Consider the following 24,490-nt stretch of genomic DNA (forward strand, 5'->3'; position numbering starts at 1 on the left):
CAGCCTATGACGGCCCTGAATCAGTTATTCCGGCAGCAGAAAATACGTCTGTTGCTGGCTTTACTTACGGGTGCCGTCGGCACCCTGGCATTCTCTCCTTTTGATTTCTGGCCTGCCGCCCTGATCTCCCTGACAGGTTTACAGGCGTTAACTCTGAAACGCTCCACCCCGCAGGCGATAGCGATTGGTTTTTTCTGGGGAATGGGGCTATTCGGCTCAGGCGTCAACTGGGTATACGTCAGTATTGCCACTTTCGGTGGTATGCCTGGCCCGGTAAATGTATTTCTGGTGGTCTTGCTGGCGGGCTGGTTGTCCCTTTTCCCGATGTTATTCAGTGGATTACTCAACCGGTTCTGGCCGGCCGCCACCCCGTGGCGACTGTTTCTAGCCGCCCCGGCACTATGGCAGTTCACCGAGTTCTTACGCGGCTGGGTACTGACGGGGTTTCCGTGGCTGCAATTTGGCTACAGCCAGATCAACGGACCACTGAAAGGTCTGGCTCCCCTTGCCGGGGTCGAAAGTATTACCTTTGTCCTGATGCTGATTGCGGGCCTGATCACCTACAGTCTGCTACAGCGTCATTTACGTGCAGTGATAGCCGCGGTTTTGATTATGCTGGTCAGCTGGCCATTACGTTATCTGCACTGGTATCAGCCGGTCACTGAGCGCAAAGTATCAGTGGCGCTGGTTCAGGGGAACATTCCCCAGTCAATGAAATGGGACTCACGGCAGCTACAGACCACCCTGGATACCTATCTGCGCCTTACCCGCCCGGTATTAGGCAACGCCAGAATCATTATCTGGCCGGAATCGGCGATTACTGATCTTGAAAGCAACGAGCAGCCTTTTCTGACACAGCTGGATGACATTCTGCGCAATAATGGCAGTACCCTCGCAACCGGTATTGTCGATTCCAGATTGCAGGGTAATCGCTACCATGATTACAACACTGTCGTGGTTCTGGGTAATCCGCAGCAGCCCTACAGTTACCAAAGCCTGAATCGTTACCAGAAAAATCACCTGGTTCCTTTTGGTGAATTTGTGCCAATGGAAGATCTGCTGCGGCCGCTGGCTCCGTTTTTTGATTTACCTATGTCATCTTTCAGCCGTGGCCAGTATCGTCAGCCACCGTTAAACCTCGACGGTTATCATCTGACGACGGCTATCTGCTATGAGATTGTGCTGGGCGAGCACGTTCGCGATAATTTCCGGCCGGATACTGACTTTCTGCTGACTGTGTCTAACGATGCCTGGTTTGGCCACTCGATTGGCCCCTGGCAGCACCTGCAGATGGCGCGGATGCGGGCTCTGGAACTTGGCCGGCCGCTGCTGCGAGATACTAATAACGGGGTAACCGCTATTGTGAATCCGCAGGGTGATATTGTGCAGCAGCTTCCGCAGTTCAGTGAGGGTGTATTACAGGCTGAGGTCACGCCTGCGCGCGGGCTCACACCTTATGCCCGCAGTGGTAACCTGACGGTCTGGTTACTCTCTGCCGTAGCGATAGCTGCCTCACTGATAGCCCGCCGTCGCCGCTAATCTGTTTTGCCGGTGCTGTGCACCGGCGTCTCCTTTGTTTTCCGGGCAGTCTGGCGGGCAGCTTTGCGGCCCGGCGGCGCCGGAAATATCGCCGGCCATACGGGCTGAAACGACGATTTCTGTCACTCACCGCTGCCTGTTTCGATGATAAATACCGCCAGGGTGTAATGCGGGTGTTGTTGCGCGCTGACCTTATGGGTATGCTATGGGGATCGTATAAAAAACACTGCAGTAAGCTTCGCGCAATTCAACAAGGACCACAGGCTGCCATGCAAGAGCAATACCGCCCGGAAGAGATAGAATCTAAAGTCCAGCAATACTGGCACGATCAGGAAACCTTTAAAGTCACTGAACAGGAAGGGAAAGAAAAGTACTACTGCCTGTCAATGCTCCCCTATCCTTCTGGCCGTCTACATATGGGCCATGTGCGTAACTACACCATTGGTGATGTTATTGCCCGCTATCAGCGTCTGCTGGGTAAAAATGTTCTGCAGCCTATTGGCTGGGATGCATTTGGTCTGCCTGCCGAAGGTGCCGCTGTCAAAAATAATACCGCGCCTGCACCCTGGACCTACGAAAACATCGATTATATGAAAAACCAGCTGAAACTGCTGGGTTTTGGCTACGACTGGAGCCGTGAGCTGGCCACCTGTCAGCCGGAATACTATCGCTGGGAGCAATGGTTCTTTACGCAACTGTTTGAAAAAGGCCTGGTCTACAAAAAGACTTCCGCCGTCAACTGGTGTCCTAACGATCAGACCGTACTGGCCAACGAACAGGTTATCGAAGGCTGCTGCTGGCGTTGTGATACCAAAGTTGAGCGTAAAGAGATCCCCCAGTGGTTTATCAAAATTACTGACTATGCGGAAGAGTTACTGAATGACCTGGATACGCTGGAAGGCTGGCCTGAGCAGGTTAAAACCATGCAGCGTAACTGGATTGGCCGCTCGGAAGGGGTGGAAATCACCTTTAATGTGGCCGACAGCGACCAGAAACTGACGGTCTACACCACCCGCCCGGACACTTTTATGGGGGCGACCTATGTCGCTGTTGCCGCCGGACATCCGCTGGCACGCCAGGCGGCCATCGGTAACCCGCAACTGAGCGCGTTTATCGACGAATGCAGTAATACCAAAGTTGCTGAAGCTGATATGGCAACCATGGAGAAAAAAGGTCAGCCAACGGGCATGTTTGTTATCCATCCCCTGACCGGTGATAAATTACCCCTGTGGGTGGCTAACTTTGTCCTGATGGAATACGGCACAGGTGCGGTTATGGCCGTTCCCGGCCACGACCAGCGTGACTGGGAGTTCGCCAGCAAATATGGTCTGGCCATAAAACCCGTGATCCTCAATGAGGATGGCAGCGAACCGGATATCAGTGACGCGGCAATGACCGGTAAGGGAACGCTGTTTAATTCCGGACCGTTCGATGGACTGTCTCATCAGGACGGTTTCAACGCTATTGCTGATGCGCTGGCGGCCAAAGGTGTCGGTGAGCGTAAAGTAAACTACCGTCTGCGCGACTGGGGCGTGTCCCGTCAGCGTTACTGGGGTGCCCCGATCCCAATGGTAACTCTGGAAGACGGTACTGTCGTCCCGACGCCGGAAGATCAGTTACCTGTCATTCTTCCGGAAGATGTGGCAATGAACGGCATCACCAGTCCGATCAAAGCCGACCCTGAATGGGCCAAAACCACGGTGAATGGTCAGCCGGCACTGCGCGAAACCGATACTTTCGATACCTTTATGGAGTCATCCTGGTATTACGCGCGCTATACCTGTACGCATTATGACCAGGGAATGCTTGACCCGGCCGCCGCCAACTACTGGCTGCCGGTCGATCAGTATGTGGGTGGTATCGAACATGCCATTATGCACCTGATGTATTTCCGCTTCTTCCATAAACTGTTACGTGACGCCGGACTGGTAAACTCAAACGAGCCTGCCAAACGCCTGTTATGTCAGGGTATGGTACTGGCCGATGCCTTCTACTACACAGGCAGCAACGGTGAGCGTAACTGGGTTTCTCCGGTCGATGTTTCTGTCGTACGTGACGAGAAAGGCCGGATTACCAGTGCCACCGACAAAGATGGCCGTGAAGTGATTTATGCCGGTATGAGTAAGATGTCAAAATCTAAAAATAACGGTATTGACCCGCAGTTAATGGTAGAACGTTACGGCGCAGATACCGTCCGTCTGTTTATGATGTTCGCCTCTCCGGCAGAAATGACTCTGGAATGGCAGGAATCCGGCGTTGAAGGTGCTAACCGCTTCCTGAAACGTGTCTGGAAACTGGTCTATGACCATAGCAGCAAGGGCCCCGCTCCGGTGTTAGACGCCGGGCAGCTGAATGACGACCAGAAAGTACTGCGCCGTGATGTTCATAAAACGGTGGCAAAAGTCTCTGATGATATTGGCCGTCGTCAGACCTTCAACACGGCCATCGCCGCTGTGATGGAACTGATGAACAAACTGCTGAAAGCACCACAGGACACCGATCAGGATCGTGCTCTGATGCAGGAAGCGTTAGATGCCGTGGTTCGTTTACTGTATCCGTTCACCCCGCACGCCTGTTTTGAACTGTGGCAGACCCTGGGGCACAAACAGACTATCGACACCGCGCAATGGCCGGTGGCAGACGAAAGTGCCATGGTCGAAGACTCAGTACTGATTGTGGTTCAGGTGAATGGCAAGGTTCGCGGAAAAATTACGGTTCCGGTTAACTCCACTCAGGAGCAGGTGCAGGCTCTGGCCGCTCAGGAACACCTTGTGGCAAAATACCTGGAAGGCGTTACTGTACGTAAAGTTATTTACGTTCCGGGTAAACTGCTTAACCTGGTCGCAGGTTAAGTTCAGGAGGCGATGTGCGCAAACTTTTCTCAGCACTGATGATTGCGGTGGCCGTACTGGCCACCGCAGGTTGTGGTTTTCATACCAGCGGAACGACCCGGATCCCGAAGGAAATGCAAACCATGATATTAACCAGCAATGACCCATACGGGCCGCTGGCCAGGACCGTACGTCAGCAATTACGGCTTAATGATATTACGCTGGTGGATGACAGTGCAGACCGCCGTAATACCACTCCGTCATTACGCCTGGAAGCCGAAAGCTCCGGTCGTAATACGGCGTCCGTATTCCTCGACGGCACTGCAGCCGAATATCAGCTGTATATGACTGTCACTGCGCAGGTTCTGCTGCCGGGTAAAGGTATTTATCCGCTCAGTACTACGGTATACCGTACATTCTTTGATAACCCTGGCGTACCGCTGGCCAAAGATGCTGAGCAGGATATTATTTATCAGGAAATGCGGGTACGGGCTTCCCAGCAACTGGTTCGTCAGTTACTGGCAGTACATGCCGCACAGTTAAACACCGCAGACACTTTACCGGCCCCGGAGACGATTACCTCGCATTCGGGCCAGCAAAGTGACACTGCAGGCGTGACGACATCCCGCTGATGGTCAGGCTTTACCCTGAACAACTGGCCGCGCAACTCGCTGAAGGGTTGCGCGGCAGTTATTTCCTGAGTGGTAACGACCCGCTGTTACGCCAGGAAAGTCATGATGCCATTATTGCTGCCGCCCGCCAGCAACAATTCCTCGAGCATTTAACTTTTACCATTGATAACCACACCGACTGGGATGCCCTGTTTACCGTCTGTCAATCCCTCAGCCTGTTCACCCGGCGTCAGACCCTGACATTGCTGATGCCGGAAAACGGTCCCTCAGCCCAGATAACCCCGCGGCTGATCCGTCTTGCGGAACTGTTACACAGTGATCTGTTACTGATTGTGCATCTGCACAAACTGACTAAAGCCCAGGAAAACAGCGGTTGGTTTAAAGGGTTATCCCTGAATGCTGTGATGGTACCCTGCACCACTCCGGAACAGGCACAATTACCCCGCTGGGTAAGTCAGCGCTGTAAGAGCCTGGGTATTGCCATTGACCAGCAGGCTATCGGCTTACTCTGTTACTGCTATGAAGGTAACCTGCTGGCCTTATCTCAGGCACTGGAACGCTTATCTTTATTGTGGCCGGAAGGCCAGCTGACGTTACCGAGAGTAGAACAAGCGGTCAACGACGCTGCACATTTTTCACCCTACCACTGGGCAGATGCGATTCTGGCCGGTAAAAGTAAACGGGCATTGCATATTCTGCAGCAGCTGCAACAAGAGGCTGCCGAACCGGTTATTTTAGTGCGTACCCTGCAGCGGGAACTGATGACCCTGCTGCAACTGCAACGTCAACAGGGGTCGCACAACGTCCGTCAGTTAATGGACAAACTGCGTGTCTGGCAAAACCGCAGGCCATTATTTACCGCGGCACTGGAACGACTGGATAACCAGGCGGTGCACCTGGCAATAAAGCAGCTGGCATCGATTGAACTGACCATAAAACAGGATTACGGCAGCGATGTATGGTCACCGCTGGCCTCTCTTACACTGCAACTGACCTTCGGGAAGTCACCGGTGGTGGTGAGCGATGTCTGAGTTACATGCGGTCTTTGGCGGCACATTTGATCCGGTTCATTTCGGTCACCTGCGTTCTGCTGAAGCTCTGGCACGTCTGACCGGGTTGCATAAAGTTACCCTGTTACCGAATAATCTGCCGCCTCATCGTCCTCAGCCGGTCGCCAGTCCGGCACAGCGTCTGGCGATGCTGCGTTGTGCTATTGCCGATCTGCCCTTATTCGATATCGATGATCGGGAATTACACCGCGACACCCCTTCCTGGACAGTGACAACCCTGCAGACTATCCGTGCCGAACGCGGCAGCCAGCAACCCCTGGCGTTTATTATTGGTCAGGACTCTCTCCTCAACCTGAATAAATGGCACCGCTGGCAGGAACTGATGTCCCTTTGTCATCTGCTGGTCTGCCGTCGCCCCGGCTACTGTCGGCAGCCGGAGTCTGCAGAGCTGCAACACTGGATCAGTAAACATCTGACCGATGACCCGCGGCGGCTGCAACAGTATCCTGCCGGGCTTATCTGTCTGGCTGATACACCGTATTACCCGGTGTCGGCCACGGTTATCCGTCAGCGCCTGCATACCGGCCAGTCATGCAGCGACCTGCTGCCTCTGTCAGTGATTAACTACATCCGGCAGGCTGGCTTATATCGCGATTGATTAGGGCGTGATATACTCCGCCGCTTCAAATTCGACCGGCCGGGATATTATGACGGTCACTCTGTTATTTCCAGCACATCACGAGGGGAACCTTTTGCAAGGCCAGACACTCCAATCTTTCGTTATCGATAAAGTCGATGACCTCAAAGCACAAAATATTATCGCTATCGATGTCCGTGGTAAATCCAGTATCACTGACTGTATGGTCATTTGTACCGGTACATCTAACCGTCATGTCGTCTCAATTGCAGACCACCTGGCACAGGAATCACGCGCCGCAGGCGTCAGCCCGCTGGGTACCGACGGTAAAGACGACGGTGAATGGGTAGTAGTAGATCTCGGCGAAGTTATCGTTCATATAATGCAGGAAGAAAGCCGTCAGCTGTATGAGCTGGAAAAACTCTGGGGCTGACACGTGAAACTGCAACTTGTCGCAGTCGGCACCAAAATGCCCGACTGGGTGCAGACGGGGTTTATGGACTACCTGCGCCGTTTTCCGAAAGATATGCCGTTTGAGTTGATCGAAGTCCCTGCCGGTAAACGGGGAAAAAATGCCGATATCAAACGTATTCTGGAAAAGGAAGGCGAAGCAATGCTGGCAGCTGTCGGCAAAGGTAACCGCATCGTCACTCTGGATATTCCGGGTAAGCCCTGGGAAACACCTCAGCTGGCACAACAGCTTGAACGCTGGAAGCTGGATGGCCGTGATGTCAGCCTGTTAATCGGCGGACCTGAAGGGCTGGCCCCCGCCTGTAAAGCTGCGGCTGAACAAAGCTGGTCATTATCTGCTCTGACGCTCCCCCACCCGCTGGTTCGTGTGCTGGTTGCCGAAAGCCTTTACCGGGCATGGAGTATTACCACTAACCACCCTTATCATCGCGAATAGCAGATAAGGCAACTTCCGGACTGACAGGCCGCGGATGAACTTAACCAGTAGTGCGTTCAGAGATTATACAGCCGAGCAAAAACTGTTCGCCAGACGAGCGTTAGTCGCTTTTTTCGGCATTCTGCTGCTGAGCAGCATTCTGGTGTTTAATCTCTGGCATCTGCAGATCCTTCACTTCGACGACTACAGCACCCGTTCAAACCAGAACCGGATTAAACTGGTGCCAGTCGCACCGAGCCGCGGGATTATTTATGATCGTAATAAAATCCCGCTGGCAATTAACCGTACGATTTATCAGGCCGAGCTGGTGCCGGAAAAAGTTGCCAGTCTGTCAACAACCCTGCAGGAATTGCAGTCAATACTGGATCTGAGCCAGGAAGATCTGGACGCCTTCGAAAAAGAACGTAAACGATCACGCCGGTTCACTTCTGTTCCGCTGAAAAGTAATTTAAATGAATTGCAGATCGCCCGTTTTTCGGTAAATCAGTACCGTTATCCGGGGGTTGAAGTTAAAGGTTATCAGCGCCGTTATTATCCTTACGGTGCAACCCTGACGCACATTGTCGGCTATGTTTCGAAAATTAATGACCGTGACGTGGCAAGACTTGAGCTGGAAGGAAAAACCGGCAACTACGCGGCGACCCATGATATCGGCAAGCTCGGTATAGAAAGCTATTACGAAGATACTCTGCATGGTAAAGCCGGCTACCAGGAAGTCGAAGTGAATAACCGCGGCAGAGTTATTCGGCAGTTGCACCAGGAGGCGCCGCGTGCCGGACGTGATATTTACCTGACCATCGACCTGAAACTGCAACAATATATTGAGAGCCTGCTGCAGGGCAGCCGGGCCGCGGTGGTAGTCACTGACCCGCGTAACGGAGATATTCTGGCAATGGTCTCAACGCCGGGCTACGATGCGAATCTGTTTGTTAACGGCATCTCGTCAACGGATTATAAAGGTTTGCTGACCGACCCCGATCGGCCATTATATAACCGGGCCATTCAGGCCGCTTACCCGCCCGCGTCGACGGTAAAACCGTATGTTGCTGTTTCAGCATTAAGTGCAGGTGTGATTAATCGTAACACTTCATTAGTCGATCCGGGCTGGTGGCAATTGCCCGGCACAGAGAAACGCTACCGTGACTGGAAGAAATGGGGGCACGGGCGGCTTAACGTCACGAAATCTCTTGAAGAATCTGCAGATACTTTTTTCTATCAGGTCGCTTATGATATGGGGATCGACCGGTTAGCCGAATGGATGCAGAAGTTCGGCTATGGCTCGCGTACCGGTGTTGACCTGCCTCAGGAAAGTGCCGGTAATATGCCGACACGAGAGTGGAAACTGCGGCGGTTTAAAAAGCCCTGGTATCAGGGCGATACCATTCCGGTCGGTATTGGCCAGGGATACTGGACAGCCACACCGTTGCAAATGAATAAAGCCCTGATGACCCTGATTAATGACGGTGTGGTTAAGGTACCTCATTTTCTGCTGGCCGAAAGCCAGGGCGCGGATATTGTGTCCTACCAGCCACCCGCGGCCACCACTATCGGAGAAGTCAATTCCGGATACTGGGAAATCGCCAAAGACGGCATGTACGGTGTGGCAAACCGGCCAAATGGTACGGCCCGTAAAAGCTTTGAAGGTACGCCTTATAAAGTTGCCGCCAAATCCGGAACCGCCCAGGTGTTTGGCCTGAAAGAGAATGAAACTTATAACGCGCACCGGATAACCGAACGTCTGCGGGACCATAAGCTGATGACCGCGTTTGCTCCGTATGATAATCCGCGGGTTGCAGTCACAATGATTTTAGAAAATGGCGGTGCAGGTGCCGCAGTCGGCACCATTATGCGGCAGATCCTTGATCACATTATGCTGGGAGACAACAATACTGAGCTCCCTCAGGCCGCACCGCTTCCTCCTGGTTATGAAGGTGAGTAAATATGTCCCTGAGTCGTAGTCCTCAGAAACGGTCAATATGGACCCGCATCCATATTGACCCTCTGTTTGTACTGATAATTTTTGCCCTGCTCACCTATAGCGGATTTGTTATCTGGAGTGCCAGCGGTCAGGATCCGGGCATGATGGAACGTAAGCTGGGCCAGATTGCGATGGGTGTCACCCTGATGCTGGTACTGGCCCAGGTACCGCCACGGGTTTATGAAAGCTGGGCACCCTATCTGTATATACTCAGTATTGTACTGCTGGTGGCCGTGGATGCTTTCGGTCATATCAGTAAAGGTGCCCAGCGCTGGCTGGATCTCGGCTTTGTGCGTTTTCAGCCCTCTGAAATTGCGAAAATAGCAGTACCGTTAATGGTCGCGCGGTTTATTAACCGTGATGTCTGCCCGCCGACCCTGAAAAATACCGCTATTGCATTAATATTAATCTTCCTGCCTACCCTGCTGGTGGCCGCACAGCCTGACCTGGGGACCGCTATCCTGATTGCTGCTTCAGGACTGTTTGTCCTGTTCTTATCCGGTATGAGCTGGAAACTTATCGGTATTGCCGTGGTGCTGGTGGCCGCTTTTATTCCGATCCTGTGGTTTTTCCTGATGCATGGATACCAGCGTGACCGTGTAATGATGTTGCTTAACCCGGAAAGTGATCCCCTCGGTGCCGGTTATCATATTATTCAGTCTAAAATTGCTATCGGATCCGGCGGATTTGAAGGTAAAGGCTGGCTGCATGGTACCCAGTCACAGCTGGAGTTTTTGCCGGAACGCCATACTGACTTTATCTTTGCGGTACTGGCAGAAGAACTGGGTCTGGTTGGCGTACTGGCGTTACTGGCGCTGTATCTGCTATTAATTATGCGCGGACTGGTAATTGCGGCCAAAGCCCAGACAACCTTTGGCCGTGTGCTGGCCGGCGGTATTATGCTGATATTATTTGTCTATGTATTTGTTAATATTGGTATGGTAAGCGGTATTTTACCGGTGGTAGGAGTTCCGCTACCGTTGATCAGTTATGGTGGCTCAGCACTGATCGTATTAATGGCTGGATTCGGCATTGTGATGTCGATCCATACTCATCGAAAAATGTTATCAAAAAGCGTTTAAGAGGCGATACATGCGTAAGGAATGGCTGATCTGTATTGGACTGACATCGTTAGTATTGGCGGGATGTTCCGTCGACCAGCAACAGCAATATACCGCCCCTGCTCAGCCCGCCTGGACCGGGCCGGTGGTGGAAATTCCCGGTATCCCGCCTAAATATGAGCCGCTGATCGCTTCAGCGAATCAGAATTATACAGTCAACGGTGTCAGCTACCGTGTCGTCACGGATACGTCAAACTTCAGCCAGATCGGATTGGCAAGTTCTTATGGTCAGGAGTCTGCAGGCAATACCACGGCTTCCGGTGAGAAATTCGACCCGAATGCCTATACCGCAGCGTCCCCTTACCTGCCCATTCCGAGCTATGCACGTGTCACCAATCTGGCGGATGGTCGTCAGCTGGTGGTACGGATTAATGACCGCGGTCCTTTTGTTGCAGGAAGAATCATCGATTTGTCTTCTGCATCCGCAGGGCGACTGAATATTTCCAATAATACACAGGTTCGTGTAGATGCTATTACTGTCGCTCCCGATGGTACCTTATCCGGACCGGGAACCAACGGGACCAGAGTGGCTATACAAAGTTATGACTTACCGGCCAGACCAAACCTGGACAGCACTGATATGGCCCCGACACCGGCTATACAAAGCAGTAACAGTACCGCTTTACCAGCCACGGCCCCGTCAGTTACTGGTACCTCTCATGTTATGCCGATAGCCAATAGCAGCTTGCAAAGTAGTAACAGTATGGGTGCCCCGCTACACAGTAACGGTTTTCTTGGTGCGCCACAGCCGTTAGCCAGCGGCGTACTGGAGCCTGCAACCCCGGCGGCAACCCCACCCGCGCCGGCAGCAGCAGCTATTGCAGCCCCGGCCGCAAAAACACCGGCGTCCTCCGCGAGTAAAAGTCACGGCTTTGTCGTCCAGGTCGCGGCACTCAATGATGCACAGCGTGCCAGACAGTTAGAGCAGAAGCTGAGCCAGCGTTTTGGCGTTAACGCACATACTGAAGTCGTTAACGGGAACACCTACCGTGTACAACTGGGAGGTTATGCCGATCGCAAGGAAGCCGCCGCGTTACAGCAGCGATTATCAGGTGAAAAAATAAACTCATTTATTACTACTGCGCCGTAATTTTCCCTTCTGTTTTGCGCTAAAGCATAAACTTAAGTAAAGCAGGATGCCTGTTACAAGGGCATCCTGTTATAGTTTGTGACAAATAATACCTGTCCCATGGATGAAGTTACTCTAAAGATGAAGAGAAATTCCCCTTTGCACTTCCTGACCAAATTCAGTTCTGCCTCTCTGGTTGCATTGATTATCAGTCATTCTGCAATGGCTGATGATGTCAATCTGCAAACCATGATCCCCGGCGTCCCTGATATTGATGCCGAAGCCTACATCCTGATTGATTATAATTCAGGCACAGTACTGGCAGAAAAAAATGCAGATAACCGCCGCGACCCGGCAAGCCTCACCAAAATGATGACCAGTTATGTGATTGGCCAGGCGCTCAAAGCCGGTAAAATCCATCAGGATGATATGGTGACTGTCGGCCAGGATGCCTGGGCAACCGGCAATCCGGTATTCAAAGGGTCTTCATTAATGTTTCTTAAACCCGGAGATCGGGTCCCGGTGTCTAAACTGACACGGGGGATTGTACTGCAATCCGGGAATGATGCCTGCGTTGCAATGGCCGATTATGTCGCCGGTAGTCAGGACGCCTTTGTCGGTCTGATGAATAACTATGTCAGCGCTCTGGGATTAAAAAACACTCACTTCAAAACCGTCCATGGGCTGGATGCTGATGGCCAGTATAGTTCAGCACGGGATATGGCACTGATCGGTCAGGCCTTAATCCGCGACGTGCCTGACGAATACGCAATCTACAAAGAAAAAGAGTTCACCTTTAATAATATTCGCCAGACTAACCGTAACGGTCTGTTGTGGGATACCAGCCTGAACGTTGATGGCATTAAAACCGGCCATACTAATGCCGCCGGTTATAATCTGGTAGCCTCTGCGACCGAAGGAAAAATGCGGCTGATTTCTGCAGTGCTCGGTGGGCATACTTATAAAGGCCGCGAAACGGAAAGTAAGAAATTACTGACCTGGGGCTTCCGCTTTTTTGAAACCGTTTCTCCTCTGAAAGCCGGTAAAGACTTTGCCTCTGAGCCCGTATGGTTTGGTGACACGGACAATGTGCAGCTGGGGGTGGATAAAGACGTGTATCTGACGGTTCCCCGCGGCAGGGCAAAAGATTTGAAAGCCAGTTATATTCTGAGCAATACCGAACTGCATGCACCGCTGCAGAAAAACCAGCAGATTGGGACTATCAACTTCCAGCTGGACGGAAAAATCATTGCCCGGCAGCCACTGGTGGTGCTGAATGATGTTAAAGAAGGTGGTTTCTTTAGCCGGATTATCGATTATATTAAACTGAAATTTCATCACTGGATGGGATAGCTGTCAGGGTTGAAATATTCTTAATCATCCCCACATAGTAAAGCATTACTCTGCCCCTGAATCTTCGGGGGCATCTTTTTTACGGAGTCACTATGAAAACCAAACTGAATGAATTGCTCGAATTTCCAACCCCGTTTACCTATAAAGTGATGGGTCTGGCACAGCCCGGGCTGGTTGATCAGGTGATTGAAGTGGTACAACGCCATGCACCGGGAGATTACTCACCCGATGTAAAACCGAGCAGCAAAGGCAATTATCACTCAGTTTCTATTACCATTAATGCCACCCATATCGAACAGGTTGAGGCTCTTTATGAAGAGCTGGGCAACATCGAAATTGTTCGTATGGTGCTGTAACTCTGGCTGCCGGGTACCGGCAGGTATTCAGCCTGCCCGCCCGGCGCTATACTGCGTTTTTCAGCGGCTACCGGATATTCCCCTTGTCTGATCAATCTCTTATTATCCGTCAGTTAGGATTACGTGACTGGCATACGGTTTCTCAGGCGATGCATCAGTTTACTGATCAGCGTACTGCCGATACTGCCGACGAACTCTGGCTGGTACAACACCCTGCGGTATTTACTCAGGGCCAGGCCGGTAAACCCGAACACCTGCTCGACCCCGGCGATATTCCGGTCATGCAAAGTGACCGCGGAGGACAAGTGACTTTCCATGGTCCCGGGCAACAGATCCTCTATGTACTGGTTGATATCCGCCGTCGTAAGCTGGGTGTACGTCAGCTGGTCACGGCAATTGAGCAAACAGTGATCGCGACCCTGGCCGACTTCTCTGTCTCAGGCAGGGCCCGCGATGATGCACCGGGCGTCTATGTCGATGCTAAAAAAATCTGTTCTCTGGGACTACGGATCCGTAAAGGCTGTTCATTCCACGGGCTGGCTTTAAACGTGGATATGGACCTCTCTCCTTTTCTGCGGATCAACCCCTGCGGGTATCCGGGGATGGAAATGACCAGGCTGGCAGACCTGACAGACAGCCGCCTGATGCCGGAAACCCCTCAGCGACTGATTAAACATTTTACGGAACAACTCCCGTACACAGATATTCGTTATCAACACCAGCAGACACTGCCTGACTGATTTTTAATTTACAAATATGTAACTTTTACAGAACCGGAAAGCTGCCCGTCAGCAGGTAAAATGATATACTTTTTTCATTGTTACAAAATTAGTTGAATACAGGCTGCCTGTAGACAATCAGCAAACGGAACCCGCAGAAATGAGTAAACCTGTCCAGATAGAACGCGGTGTCAAATATCGTGATGCCGATAAAATGGCATTGATCCCGGTAAAAACAGTCGTCAGTGAACGCCAGGAGTTGCTGCGTAAACCTGAATGGATGAGAATCAAGCTTCCTGCAGACTCCAGCCGGATTCAGGGAATTAAAGCCGCTATGCGCAAAAATGGCCTGCATTCTGTCTGTGAAGAAGCCTCCTGCCCGAACCTGGCCGAATGTTTTAATCACGGCACGGCAACCTTTATGATCCTCGGTGCTATCTGTACCCGCCGCTGCCCGTTTTGTGATGTCGCCCACGGGCGTCCGCTGGCCCCGGACGCCGCAGAACCGGGCAAGCTGGCACAGGCCATTGCTGATATGGGACTACGCTACGTCGTTATCACCTCCGTTGACCGGGATGATCTGCGTGATGGCGGAGCACAACACTTTGCTGACTGTATCACGGCTATCCGTGAAAAAAGTCCGGCGATCAAAATAGAAACACTGGTACCGGATTTCCGAGGTCGTATGGATCGTGCACTGGATATTCTGACCCGCACGCCGCCGGATGTTTTCAACCATAACCTGGAGAACGTACCACGAATCTACCGCCAGGTAAGACCGGGAGCGGATTACCAATGGTCCCTGACCCTGCTGGAAAAATTTAAGCAATCGCACCCTGATATTCCGACCAAGTCGGGGCTGATGGTGGGTCTGGGTGAAACTAACGCTGAAATTATCGAGGTGATGCGCGATTTACGCCGTCACGGTGTCACCATGCTGACCCTGGGACAGTATTTGCAGCCAAGCCGCCATCACCTGCCGGTTCAGCGCTATGTCAGCCCGGCGGAGTTTGATGAAATGAAACAGGAAGCGATGGCAATGGGGTTCACCCATGCGGCCTGTGGCCCGTTCGTACGTTCCTCGTATCATGCCGATATGCAGGCCAAAGGTATCGAAGTTAAATAACCGGAAATCGTCAGAGACGGTCTGCAGGACTGTCTCTTTCAGGCCGGGTTTATCTCCTGCCCTGCGGCTGGCTTTCACCAAAAAACAAAAAACCAGACAGTCTGACTATCTGGTTTTTACTGACAATAAATACGTATATTTATTGCAGGGGCACATCATTACTCTTTATGAGTAACACGTTCAGCAGGAATCTCTTCCGCTTCACTCTTAGTTGCAGCTGGTTTAGCCGCGGCTGAATCATCATCTTTCATGGCTTTTTTAAAGCCCTTAATTGCGCTACCCAGGTCACCGCCTAATGAGCGTAATTTATTGGTGCCAAAAAGCAATACGATAAGAGCACCAATGATCAGCAGTTTTGCAATACTGATACCTTCCATAATATACCTTTAAACCTCAGCGAAGATCGTTACATCTACATTAATACGCAAAGCCGAGTATAACACAAAACAATTCTGTAACAGACTACGAATAGCACTAATCAGCCGGAAATACGCCATCCCGGAGCTGGCCAGCGATAACGGGCAGCAGGCACTTTCAGCAGGTGAAAAAAAATACGGATATTGGTTAACAAAAAAATAACAGGCAATAAAAAACCCGCCATAAGGCGGGTTTTAGAGATTCTGACTGAAAATTACAGGCTGATAACGTTAGCAGCAGATGGGCCTTTAGCACCGTCAGTAATTTCAAACTCTACACGCTGACCTTCAGCCAGAGTTTTGAAGCCATTGCTCACGATAGCAGAGAAGTGTACGAATACATCTTTGCTGCCATCTTCAGGAGTAATGAAACCGAATCCTTTAGATTCATTAAACCACTTAACGTTACCTTTAATCTTGGACATCTTATTACCTTTACATGAAAAATGGACACTAAACTGTGTCGGCACCTAGTACATCAATTGCGGTGCAATTTGTCCAGCACCATTTTAAGAAAAAGTGATAAATATCTAAATTTCATCACAACAGGGCATTTTTTGCACAAGGATTATGCTTAAAACTGGATACGTAACCATGCGAAGTAAACGTTTCCGTTGTTATGGGTTCCCGGGATATAGGTCATCTGAAAATTTGCCGGACCGTAGCCGATGGAAGCCAGTGGCAGGACCAGAGGGATAGGCAGATAATTCCAGTTATCACGCAAAGTGACTCCGGCGGTATACCCTGCTCCCACATGAAAACGCTGATCACTGAACGGCCGCCAGGTTGCTTCCCAGCCATAACCACCGATGGGTTCCCATTTATTAAAGGAATCTTTAAATGCCATCAGATAAATGCCCTGCCAGTTGCCTTTTTCATCGTAACGGGAGATCCCTCCCCCTGCCCCCCACGGCCTTTCGTTATAACGGTCAATATGCTCGCGGTCATAGGCCAGGCGGTTGTGCCAGGTAATTGCCGGCACATACAAATCCACCGTCTGTGGTGAGTTCCATGTTTCGGCCACATTACCGGTGAAAGTATCCCAGGTTTGGGATATTTGCTGTCCGATATCTGCAGCCTGAGTGACAGGGGCGCTCAGTACTCCGGCCAGCATGATGGCCCATTGTTTAGATTTCATCGTATACACTACATTAACCTGCCAGTTAAAAATTGCTAAATACCGGTAAACCGGCCTGACTCCGCCAGTTTCCGGGCAGTCAGGGTATAACGTCCTGCCAGAAATACCCTGAATAACCAGCATCCTCACTCTGCTGACTGTATCTTCGCCGGAAAGTAAAACATCGCTGCTGTGATTAATAACAGGCGACATTTCTTAAATAACCTTCGCTGACAAAGACATAAGTATTATTTTAGATAAATTTCAAAAAAAATCCTGCTCTCAGAGAAAAAACCCCGGGAGTTAACTGGCCCGCGCTCATACAGCCGGTCACCGGCCGGTTATTTCAGGACGGCTGACAGACAATAATAACCATACCTGCCAGTGCCACTATACCTCCGGTAATATCCCAGCGCGTCAGTGCAACACCATCCACCAGCGCCAGCCACGCCAGTGCCACACAAATATACACGCCACCATAAGCGGCATAAGTCCGCCCTGCCGCAGCCGGATGGAATGTCAGTAACCAGGCAAAAATCACCAGACTTGCTACCCCGGGCACTAACAGCCAGTGACTTCGCTGTTCACGCAGCACCAGATAAGGCAGATAACATCCGGCAATTTCGGCCAGGGCTGTCAATATAAACAACAACCCGGTTTTGACTATTAACATACTTGCTTCCTGTCTGTGAGGTTACGGGACCCCGTGAATTACCGGCACAAATGCTGCACCGGCTGTCCGACGGTTTTTGCTATGCTTAAAAAGATTATCTGTATTCGCGGCACAACCCGCGGGCACCGCGCAGGGATAATTCTACCCTGACAGTCCGCTGAGGTATATTCCGCTGTACACAGACGCCCTTTGCCGCTGTGAGTATCACAGTTTCACCCGATGGCAGGCTGCACAGGGCTTCCCTGTCTTTATTTTACTCTCAGGAGAGCATCAGAAATGACTAAACGGCTTCTTGGTCAGACAGATTTATCCATCACCCCGCTGGTGTTTGGCGGTAATGTCTTTGGCTGGACGATTGATGAGCCTGCCAGTTTCAGAATACTGGATGCTTTTGTTGATCACGGTTTTGACAGTATTGACACTGCTGATGTTTACTCTCTCTGGGCAGAGGGTAACCAGGGCGGGGAATCTGAAACCATAATCGGACGCTGGCTGAAGTCCCGCCCGGGGCGTCGCGAACAGATAAAATTATTCACTAAGGTTGGTGCCGATTTAGGTATTGAAGGCCACAAAGGCCTCTCCCGTAAATGGATTATCCGGGCTGTTGAGGACTCACTGCGCCGCTTAAATACAGATTATATTGACCTTTATTTCTCCCACTGGCCGGATCCCGCCACACCTTATGAAGAAACGCTGGAAGCATATAAAACACTGCTGGCCGAAGGTAAAATCCGTGCTATCGGTGCCTCAAATCTCGATGCAACACAGCTGACAGACGCCCTGAACGTGGCAGCACAGCATGCGCTTCCTGCTTATCAGGTGCTGCAGCCGGAATATAACTTATATGACCGTAACAGCTTTGACGGTCCGCTGCGTGACCTTTGTATTAAAAAGAATATCGGCGTAGTCACCTATTACAGTCTGGCTTCCGGGTTTCTTACCGGAAAATACCGTAAAGAGAGCGATTTACAGCAAAGCAAACGCGGAGCCGGCATCAGCAAATATCTTAATCCGCGCGGATTCAGAATTGTCGGGGCATTGGCAGAAGTTGCAGAAGCACAGCAGGCGACCTCTGCGGAAGTTGCCCTGGCATGGTTAATTGCCCGTGAAGGTGTCACCGCCCCGATTGCCAGTGCAACCAGCGTCCCCCAGGTTGAAAGTTTTGCCAGAGCACTTCAGCTTTCCCTGACCCCGCAGCAACTGACGTTACTGGATACCGTCAGTCAGTAATAAGCGACTCTCCCGTCAGGGGTCTGAGGGCCCCTGATACGCTGCCAGCACACACCTTCGTTACTCCGCCCCCCCCCTTCAGGCCCGCAATGGTCTTTACCCGATTATGACAGGATAATTTTCATACTAAGTGCTAATTTTATAACTATCGCTCTAATTTTTTGATGTTTTTATTCAAAAAATACCGGTGATGTTTTGCGTCTTTTTCACGTACTTTACGTTTTTTCAAAGGGGATTTTTTTATGAATAAGCTGATTGCTGGTTTTGATCGTGTAGTTGATCATCCTGACTTCGCAAAATTATTGTTACGCCTGGTGTTTGGTTTCCTGATGCTGTTCCACGGCAGCTTTAAACTGATGAACGGTGTTGAATGGATCAAACCGATGCTGTCTGCCCATGGCCTGCCTGGCTTTGTGGCTTACGGTGCCTATATCGGGGAAGTTATTGCACCGGTATTGATTATTCTGGGGGTCTGGACCCGGCTGGCCGGCCTGGTTTATGCCATCAACCTGGTCTTCGCCGTGGCACTGGTTGCCGGTGGCAACTTCTTCAAAACCACTGATGTCGGCGCATGGGCGCTGGAAACCGAAGCACTCTATTTCTTCGGTGGCATATTTATCATGTTACTGGGTGCGGGTAAATACAGCCTTTCCCGTCAATAAGTCCGGTCTGTAGTCTCACAGCTGCCCGCCGGACTGTCAGCGCGGGCAGTATTACTGCCTGAAACACTTGTTATATTTCGCTGCCTGCATCCGTCAGGCAGTCTTTTAACTTCACCGGCTATTGGCCGGCAGTATTGTCATGGTGACGTTGCAGGTTTTCCGACATTTCATCCAGCGCCTGCTGATTCTCAAGACCCCACAGATAAAGCTGTTCTATAGGCTCAGCCAGAGTTCTGCCCAGCGGCGTTAATGAATACTCGACTTTAGGAGGTATCACCTCAAAAACCTGGCGGTGAATCAACCCGCGAACTTCAAGCTCTTTCAGCGTCTGAAATAACATTTTTTTAGAAATCCCCTGCAGACTGCGCTGTAGCTCTCCGGTCCTCGCCGCTGGCTGTGGCCAGTGCCACAGGGCATGTAACACCATACTGCTCCATTTTACAGAAAACAGATCCATCAGCCGCCTCGGGCCTGAGTCTGCATAGAAAAATACTTTATCACCTGCCCATTGAGGCATACGCTTCACTCCGTCACTGCGCCTGGTCACCAAATGGTAACTACTACCATTAAAAGAACCCTTTATCTATAGTGTGCAGCTTATTTCCTCTGCCAAAGGGCTCCCGGTTGCTGCCCCGAAAAAAAGGTATTATATGCAAGTTAAAGGTCTTATTGCCCGTCACCCTGATACTCCGCTGACCAGCGGCCAGTTCTCCCTTCGTCCGTTGCAGGCTGGCGATGTCAGTATCGATATTCTTTATTGCGGGGTCTGTCATTCGGATCTGCATATGGCGCGTAACGAATGGGGGGTTAGTCACTATCCGCTGGTGCCGGGCCACGAAATTGTCGGTCGTGTCCGGGAAACCGGGGCTGCCGTCAGCCGTTATCAGCCCGGCGATATTGTCGGTGTCGGGGTGATGGTGGATTCCTGTGGTGACTGTCAGTTCTGCCAGCAGCATGAAGAGCAGTATTGTGAACAAGGATTTACCCCGACATATAACGGTACCGATCGTTATACGGGGAAAACCACTCTGGGTGGCTATGCACAACAAATTATCGTTGACCAGAATTTTGTGGTGTCAGTACCGGATAATCTGCCACTACATGGGGTAGCCCCCTTGCTCTGTGCCGGTGTTACGGTCTGGTCACCACTGATGCATTACAACCTGCAACCCGGCCAGAAAGTCGGGATTATCGGGCTGGGGGGACTGGGCCATATGGCGGTAAAACTCGCCAGTGCCCTGGGGGCAGAAGTGACATTATTCACCACATCTCCGGCGAAAGGTGAAGATGCTCTGCGGCTGGGGGCCCGCCGTGTGGTCATCTCAGGCGATGCGCAGCAGATGGCAGATTGTGCACAGCAGTTGGATTTGATTCTGGATTGTGTCGCGGCTCCTCATTCACTGGACCCGTACCTGAGCACCCTGAAGACCAATGGCCGGCTGGTACTGGTTGGCATTCCGGATAATCCTCACCCGGGCCCGGAGGTAACGCCGATGGTTTTCCGCCGGCTGAGTGTCAGCGGAACATCGATTGGCAGTATTGCCGAAACCCAGCAAATGCTTGATTTTTGCGGAAAACATAACATTATTGCCGATGTGGAAGTGATTGGCGGCGAAGGGATAGAAGAAGCTTTCAGCCGCATGCTGGCGGGGCAAATCAAATATCGCTTTGTGATTGATATGCAGCGCACTCACTGGGATTTCTCTGCCTGATAAGCGATCCGCTCAGCCATTATTCTGGCTGAGCGGACCGCCCTTTACTCCGGAGGCTGCGCATTCAGAATACGTTCAGCCTGAGCAGCAGTCAGCGGATAGTCAAAGAAGCGCTGATAAAAGTCACGCGTTTGCCTTACCATATTGATACCGGGGAACAAATCCGGATGCAGCAGTTGCGCTGCCCACTGGATCTGCAACGCGGTTTCGGTACCATAGCGATCCCAGGGAAAGACACCTGACGGATTACGGACAACATGCTGCTGTTTAACCGCCCGTAGCTGGCTGAACAGGGACTGATACGGTGACTGTTGCAGGGTACCCGCGGCGGCATCAAGGATAATATAATCCGGTTGCCATGCCAGTACCTGTTCGGGCGTAATCTGTTTCATATTACCCTCAATATTCCCGGCGACATTCCGGCCTCCCGCCAGGGTAATCCAGGTATCAATCAGAGTATTCCGGCCATCAACCTTCAGCGGATGCAATGACTGAATATGTAATACGGTCGGACGTTGCTGCAGCGTCAGCCGGTCCGTTTTACTGCGGATAACAGCAATTTGCTGCTCCAGATACCGGTTATACGCTTCGGCACGCTGACGGGCTTGTCTGGTGCCCACCACCTGTGCTGTCGTCAGTAATGAACGCTCCATGGAAGGAAAATCGTCAAAATTCATCATTAAAACCGGAATCCCCGCCTGACGGTAACCCGCCGCCGCCGGATCATTCTTTGGTACAAAAACCACATCTGCATGGCGTAATACTAATGCCTCACTGGAAAACTCATGACCCGGCGTCTGTAATGCCTGAAACAGTGAAGGCTGGATTTTAAACATCCACGGACGATCCTGTGGATGATTAACGGTTGCCACAATACGACCTCCGGCACCTAAGGTCATCAGTAATGAATGATGAGCAAACCAGCCATCTGCAATACGTGTCGCATGATCAGCAACAGTCACCTGCCGGCCCGTATCATCAGTCACCGTCTGTGTGGCTCCGTAAGGGCTGACAGCCAACAGACTAAGCAACAGGGTTGCCAAAGCCAGGCGTTTTCCCGGCGCTCTGAGCGTTATCAAAATACCACCTGCATTGATACTTCGGCCATCCGCGGTTCACCAGGCTGTGCACTGGCATACCCCGCGCCCGTATAACCATTCAGCCCGCCGGGCACAATATTCGTCCAGTAATGGCGGTTGGTCAGGTTAGTCACATCCAGCCGGAAAGTTGTTGACTGAGCAAATAACCGGGTTTTCCACGAAACACCTGCATCAGCAGTGGTATAACTGCCGGTCCATGTAGCATTGGTATTATCGGTACTTCGTCTTCCCATATAACGCAGGCCCGCATGTACTTCTGTGCCCGCCAGGGCCGGCAAATCATAAGACGCGAATAAGCTGGCCGTGTAACGTGACAGTCCGACAACCTGCTTATTATCAGTGGCGGTACTGGCAGTATTTCTCAGGCGAGGATCCAGCCAGCTCATACCACCGTAAATATGCAGATTGTCCGTCGCATCGCCTGTCGCCATCAGTTCAAGGCCACGGTTGCGCTGCTCGCCGTCCAGTGCATAAACACCGCTGCTATTGGTATATGCAAAGGGCCGCTTAATCTGAAATACCGCCGCCGTAAGTAACATTCTTCCGACAGCCAGTTTACTGCCAGCCTCGGCCTGCTTGCTTCGATAAGGCGCCAGAATATTTCCGGCATTGGATGCCCCGGCCGGGGCCGTATCACCCTGTTGCAGACTGTCCGCATAAGTCAGATACAGTGTCAGGAGATCAACGGGTTTATACAGCACACTGGCTGAACCACTGAAACCATGGTCAGAAGAGTCACTGGTCCGGAGACCACTTTTATTATAATTAGAGGTTGCCAGCTGGCTTTCACTGCCTGCCAGAACAGTGCTCCACTGTGGCGAAAAAATCAGCGTATCACTAAGTAATAACGCTGTCTGAGTGGTACTGGCAGAGTGATAGCGTTTGGTAAAATCCGGGTAGTCAGGTTCGGTGAAGGACTGAGGATCAGACAGGGAAGCGCTTCCCAGTGTCTGAGTGCTGCCGTTAACCGGATTATAATTTTTCCACGAGAACCCACGGATACCGGCAGAAACCTTATGTCTCAGCACGCCGGTATCAATTTCGCCGCTCAGGTTTGCCAGATAACTGTTAATTGTAAAACGGCTGGCCGTATTACTGGACGTGGTGGTGGTATAATGCCCGGCATTATCTGTCAGAGTATTAGTGACCGCTGTAGACTCACGATCGGCTATCTGACGCAGCACACCAATTTCTCCCAGCCAGTTACCGTCAAAATCATGTTTCAGATGCATGCCAGCGGTCAGGGTATGGTTGTTATCCCCGGCATATGACTGACCAAGATGCGCCGTACGCGGATTCAGGGGCGAAGGAAATGACACACCTTTTGCCAGCGCAAATTTACCTGCTAATCCTTTATCGTAATAATGGTAGTCACTGAAATTACTTTCCAGCAGAGTATGATCCGTCAGATTTGCATCCAGAGCCAGGCTGAACAGCTGGCGACGAATTTTGCTGCCTTTCACATAACCATTACCTTCATCATCAAGAAGATTAGCCCGGTAGCGAACTCTGTCAGAGCTGCTCAGCGGGCCACTAAAATCTCCGGCCAGTTTGTGCGTCAGGCCGCTGCCACTGCCTGCGGTTAATGAGTGATAAGGCGTGTCGGTTCCGCGTTTTGAAACAAAGTTAAATAATCCTGCCGGGTTTGCGGGACCGTATAAAGACCCGGCCAGACCGTTAAGGACTTCAATATGATCAAACTGTTCTGCTGAGTAATCGGTCGTCGAGACGACATTTAACCCGTCAATCATGCTGTTCTGTACCACACTGCCCTGCATACCACGGGTCTGGGGTCTGGCACCCTCTCCCTGCACCGAAGGCATATAACGATATAACTGAGATACACTTTTTAACTGCTGCGCATTCATCATCGACGCTGACAAGGCCTGCACCGACCATGGGGTATCTTTAATACTGGTGTTTCCCGGGTTACCAAGAGTTGCCTGCTGCTGAGTGGCATCGGTATTCGCTGATTTTGCCTGTACCACCAGCGTTTGCGGAGACACCGGTACTGCCACAGATGAAAAACTCGCCAGCAGAGATAAATATAACAAGCTGTTGCGCCCTTTACATTCCTGAACCATCGACATTATCCATTGAAAAATTGTTATTTTTTTTAATTGATTCCGGGCTGGCCGGAGGCTGCCGGTCCGCGGGGGAAGAAGAAAAATATAACGTTATGTAGTTTTTTATATAACGAATAAATAAAAAAAAACGTTTCAGAATGTTTATCAGACGGCAGTCACAATTGTCGGGATATCGAAAAACAGGTAAGGGATACGCAAAAAGGATTGAAGCTAAA

Annotated in this window: 24 protein-coding genes; 17 read left to right on the plus strand and 7 right to left on the minus strand. The window is 51.3% G+C overall.

The genetic code is table 11. The features are described from left to right. Positions 1-6 precede the first annotated feature (6 nt). The 14 genes from lnt to lipA all read left to right on the plus strand — a co-directional run bounded on the left by lnt (position 7) and on the right by lipA (position 15,278). Positions 7-1,539 carry an apolipoprotein N-acyltransferase gene (gene lnt, locus JK211_RS09375; RefSeq protein ID WP_212708412.1) on the plus strand — a complete coding sequence of 511 codons (1,533 nt, stop codon included), beginning with the start codon at positions 7-9 and terminating at the stop codon, positions 1,537-1,539. A 269-nt stretch (positions 1,540-1,808) separates the two neighbouring features. Beyond that, positions 1,809-4,391 (plus strand): leucine--tRNA ligase, encoded by a 2,583-nt coding sequence (gene leuS, locus JK211_RS09380; RefSeq protein WP_212708413.1) that lies wholly within the window; start codon positions 1,809-1,811, stop codon positions 4,389-4,391. A 14-nt stretch (positions 4,392-4,405) separates the two neighbouring features. Continuing rightward, positions 4,406-5,002, plus strand: coding sequence for an LPS assembly lipoprotein LptE (gene lptE, locus JK211_RS09385; protein WP_343877586.1), 597 nt, complete (start codon positions 4,406-4,408; stop codon positions 5,000-5,002). Next, a complete protein-coding gene (gene holA / locus JK211_RS09390; protein ID WP_212708414.1) occupies positions 5,002-6,033 on the plus strand; it encodes a DNA polymerase III subunit delta in 1,032 nt (343 codons plus the stop codon). Before lptE ends, holA begins: the two co-directional genes overlap by 1 nt. Then, positions 6,026-6,670, plus strand: coding sequence for a nicotinate-nucleotide adenylyltransferase (nadD, locus tag JK211_RS09395; protein WP_212708415.1), 645 nt, complete (start codon positions 6,026-6,028; stop codon positions 6,668-6,670). The genes holA and nadD overlap by 8 nt, the downstream gene beginning before the upstream one ends. Before the next feature lie 94 nt (positions 6,671-6,764). Next, entirely contained in the window at positions 6,765-7,082 is a 318-nt protein-coding gene (gene rsfS / locus JK211_RS09400) for a ribosome silencing factor (protein ID WP_212708416.1), read from the plus strand. Between the two features lie 3 nt (positions 7,083-7,085). Then, positions 7,086-7,556: a 23S rRNA (pseudouridine(1915)-N(3))-methyltransferase RlmH gene (gene rlmH, locus JK211_RS09405; protein ID WP_212708417.1), complete on the plus strand. Its 471-nt coding sequence runs from the start codon at positions 7,086-7,088 to the stop codon at positions 7,554-7,556. 34 nt (positions 7,557-7,590) lie between these two features. Next, the gene (gene mrdA / locus JK211_RS09410; protein ID WP_212708418.1) at positions 7,591-9,495 is read left to right on the plus strand and encodes a peptidoglycan DD-transpeptidase MrdA; all 1,905 of its coding nucleotides are present in this window, start codon (positions 7,591-7,593) and stop codon (positions 9,493-9,495) included. Between the two features lie 2 nt (positions 9,496-9,497). Beyond that, a complete protein-coding gene (gene mrdB / locus JK211_RS09415; protein ID WP_371734605.1) occupies positions 9,498-10,616 on the plus strand; it encodes a peptidoglycan glycosyltransferase MrdB in 1,119 nt (372 codons plus the stop codon). A 10-nt stretch (positions 10,617-10,626) separates the two neighbouring features. Then, positions 10,627-11,745 (plus strand): endolytic peptidoglycan transglycosylase RlpA, encoded by a 1,119-nt coding sequence (rlpA, locus tag JK211_RS09420; protein ID WP_212708419.1) that lies wholly within the window; start codon positions 10,627-10,629, stop codon positions 11,743-11,745. Positions 11,746-11,865: 120 nt separating this feature from the next. Beyond that, positions 11,866-13,077: a D-alanyl-D-alanine carboxypeptidase DacA gene (dacA, locus tag JK211_RS09425; RefSeq protein WP_212708420.1), complete on the plus strand. Its 1,212-nt coding sequence runs from the start codon at positions 11,866-11,868 to the stop codon at positions 13,075-13,077. 92 nt (positions 13,078-13,169) lie between these two features. Next, positions 13,170-13,433 (plus strand): DUF493 family protein YbeD, encoded by a 264-nt coding sequence (ybeD, locus tag JK211_RS09430; RefSeq protein WP_212708421.1) that lies wholly within the window; start codon positions 13,170-13,172, stop codon positions 13,431-13,433. 83 nt (positions 13,434-13,516) lie between these two features. After that, positions 13,517-14,173, plus strand: a complete 657-nt coding sequence (gene lipB / locus JK211_RS09435) for a lipoyl(octanoyl) transferase LipB (RefSeq protein WP_212708422.1) — start codon at positions 13,517-13,519, stop codon at positions 14,171-14,173. Between the two features lie 139 nt (positions 14,174-14,312). Beyond that, on the plus strand, positions 14,313-15,278 hold the full coding sequence (gene lipA / locus JK211_RS09440; RefSeq protein ID WP_212708423.1) for a lipoyl synthase: 966 nt from the start codon (positions 14,313-14,315) through the stop codon (positions 15,276-15,278). Positions 15,279-15,436: 158 nt separating this feature from the next. Here the strand turns inward: lipA and tatE are convergent, their stop codons facing one another. From tatE to JK211_RS09460, 4 genes are all read right to left on the minus strand, one after another. Then, complete coding sequence (gene tatE / locus JK211_RS09445; protein ID WP_212708424.1) at positions 15,437-15,655, minus strand: twin-arginine translocase subunit TatE; 219 nt, start codon at positions 15,653-15,655, stop codon at positions 15,437-15,439. A 254-nt stretch (positions 15,656-15,909) separates the two neighbouring features. Continuing rightward, positions 15,910-16,119: a transcription antiterminator/RNA stability regulator CspE gene (cspE, locus tag JK211_RS09450; RefSeq protein ID WP_038019505.1), complete on the minus strand. Its 210-nt coding sequence runs from the start codon at positions 16,117-16,119 to the stop codon at positions 15,910-15,912. Between the two features lie 149 nt (positions 16,120-16,268). Beyond that, the gene (pagP, locus tag JK211_RS09455) at positions 16,269-16,832 is read right to left on the minus strand and encodes a lipid IV(A) palmitoyltransferase PagP (RefSeq protein WP_212708443.1); all 564 of its coding nucleotides are present in this window, start codon (positions 16,830-16,832) and stop codon (positions 16,269-16,271) included. 325 nt (positions 16,833-17,157) lie between these two features. Further along, positions 17,158-17,478, minus strand: coding sequence for a YnfA family protein (locus JK211_RS09460; protein ID WP_343877688.1), 321 nt, complete (start codon positions 17,476-17,478; stop codon positions 17,158-17,160). A 282-nt stretch (positions 17,479-17,760) separates the two neighbouring features. Here JK211_RS09460 and JK211_RS09465 point away from each other — a divergent pair, with 282 nt between their 5' ends. Then, on the plus strand, positions 17,761-18,714 hold the full coding sequence (locus tag JK211_RS09465; protein ID WP_212708426.1) for an aldo/keto reductase: 954 nt from the start codon (positions 17,761-17,763) through the stop codon (positions 18,712-18,714). Between the two features lie 242 nt (positions 18,715-18,956). Continuing rightward, positions 18,957-19,376 (plus strand): DoxX family protein, encoded by a 420-nt coding sequence (locus JK211_RS09470; RefSeq protein ID WP_212708427.1) that lies wholly within the window; start codon positions 18,957-18,959, stop codon positions 19,374-19,376. Positions 19,377-19,494: 118 nt separating this feature from the next. Here the strand turns inward: JK211_RS09470 and JK211_RS09475 are convergent, their stop codons facing one another. Next, positions 19,495-19,893, minus strand: coding sequence for a helix-turn-helix domain-containing protein (locus tag JK211_RS09475; protein WP_212708428.1), 399 nt, complete (start codon positions 19,891-19,893; stop codon positions 19,495-19,497). Positions 19,894-20,026: 133 nt separating this feature from the next. On the opposite strand from JK211_RS09475, the gene JK211_RS09480 reads away from it, so the two are divergent. Beyond that, on the plus strand, positions 20,027-21,088 hold the full coding sequence (locus JK211_RS09480) for an NAD(P)-dependent alcohol dehydrogenase (RefSeq protein ID WP_212708429.1): 1,062 nt from the start codon (positions 20,027-20,029) through the stop codon (positions 21,086-21,088). A gap of 44 nt (positions 21,089-21,132) precedes the next feature. Here the strand turns inward: JK211_RS09480 and JK211_RS09485 are convergent, their stop codons facing one another. Next, complete coding sequence (locus tag JK211_RS09485) at positions 21,133-22,167, minus strand: ABC transporter substrate-binding protein (protein WP_371734606.1); 1,035 nt, start codon at positions 22,165-22,167, stop codon at positions 21,133-21,135. Beyond that, on the minus strand, positions 22,164-24,272 hold the full coding sequence (locus tag JK211_RS09490) for a TonB-dependent siderophore receptor (RefSeq protein WP_212708430.1): 2,109 nt from the start codon (positions 24,270-24,272) through the stop codon (positions 22,164-22,166). Before JK211_RS09490 ends, JK211_RS09485 begins: the two co-directional genes overlap by 4 nt. Positions 24,273-24,490: the final 218 nt, after the last annotated feature.

The organism is Tatumella sp. JGM130, from assembly GCF_018257525.1.
GTDB lineage: Bacteria > Pseudomonadota > Gammaproteobacteria > Enterobacterales > Enterobacteriaceae > Tatumella > Tatumella punctata.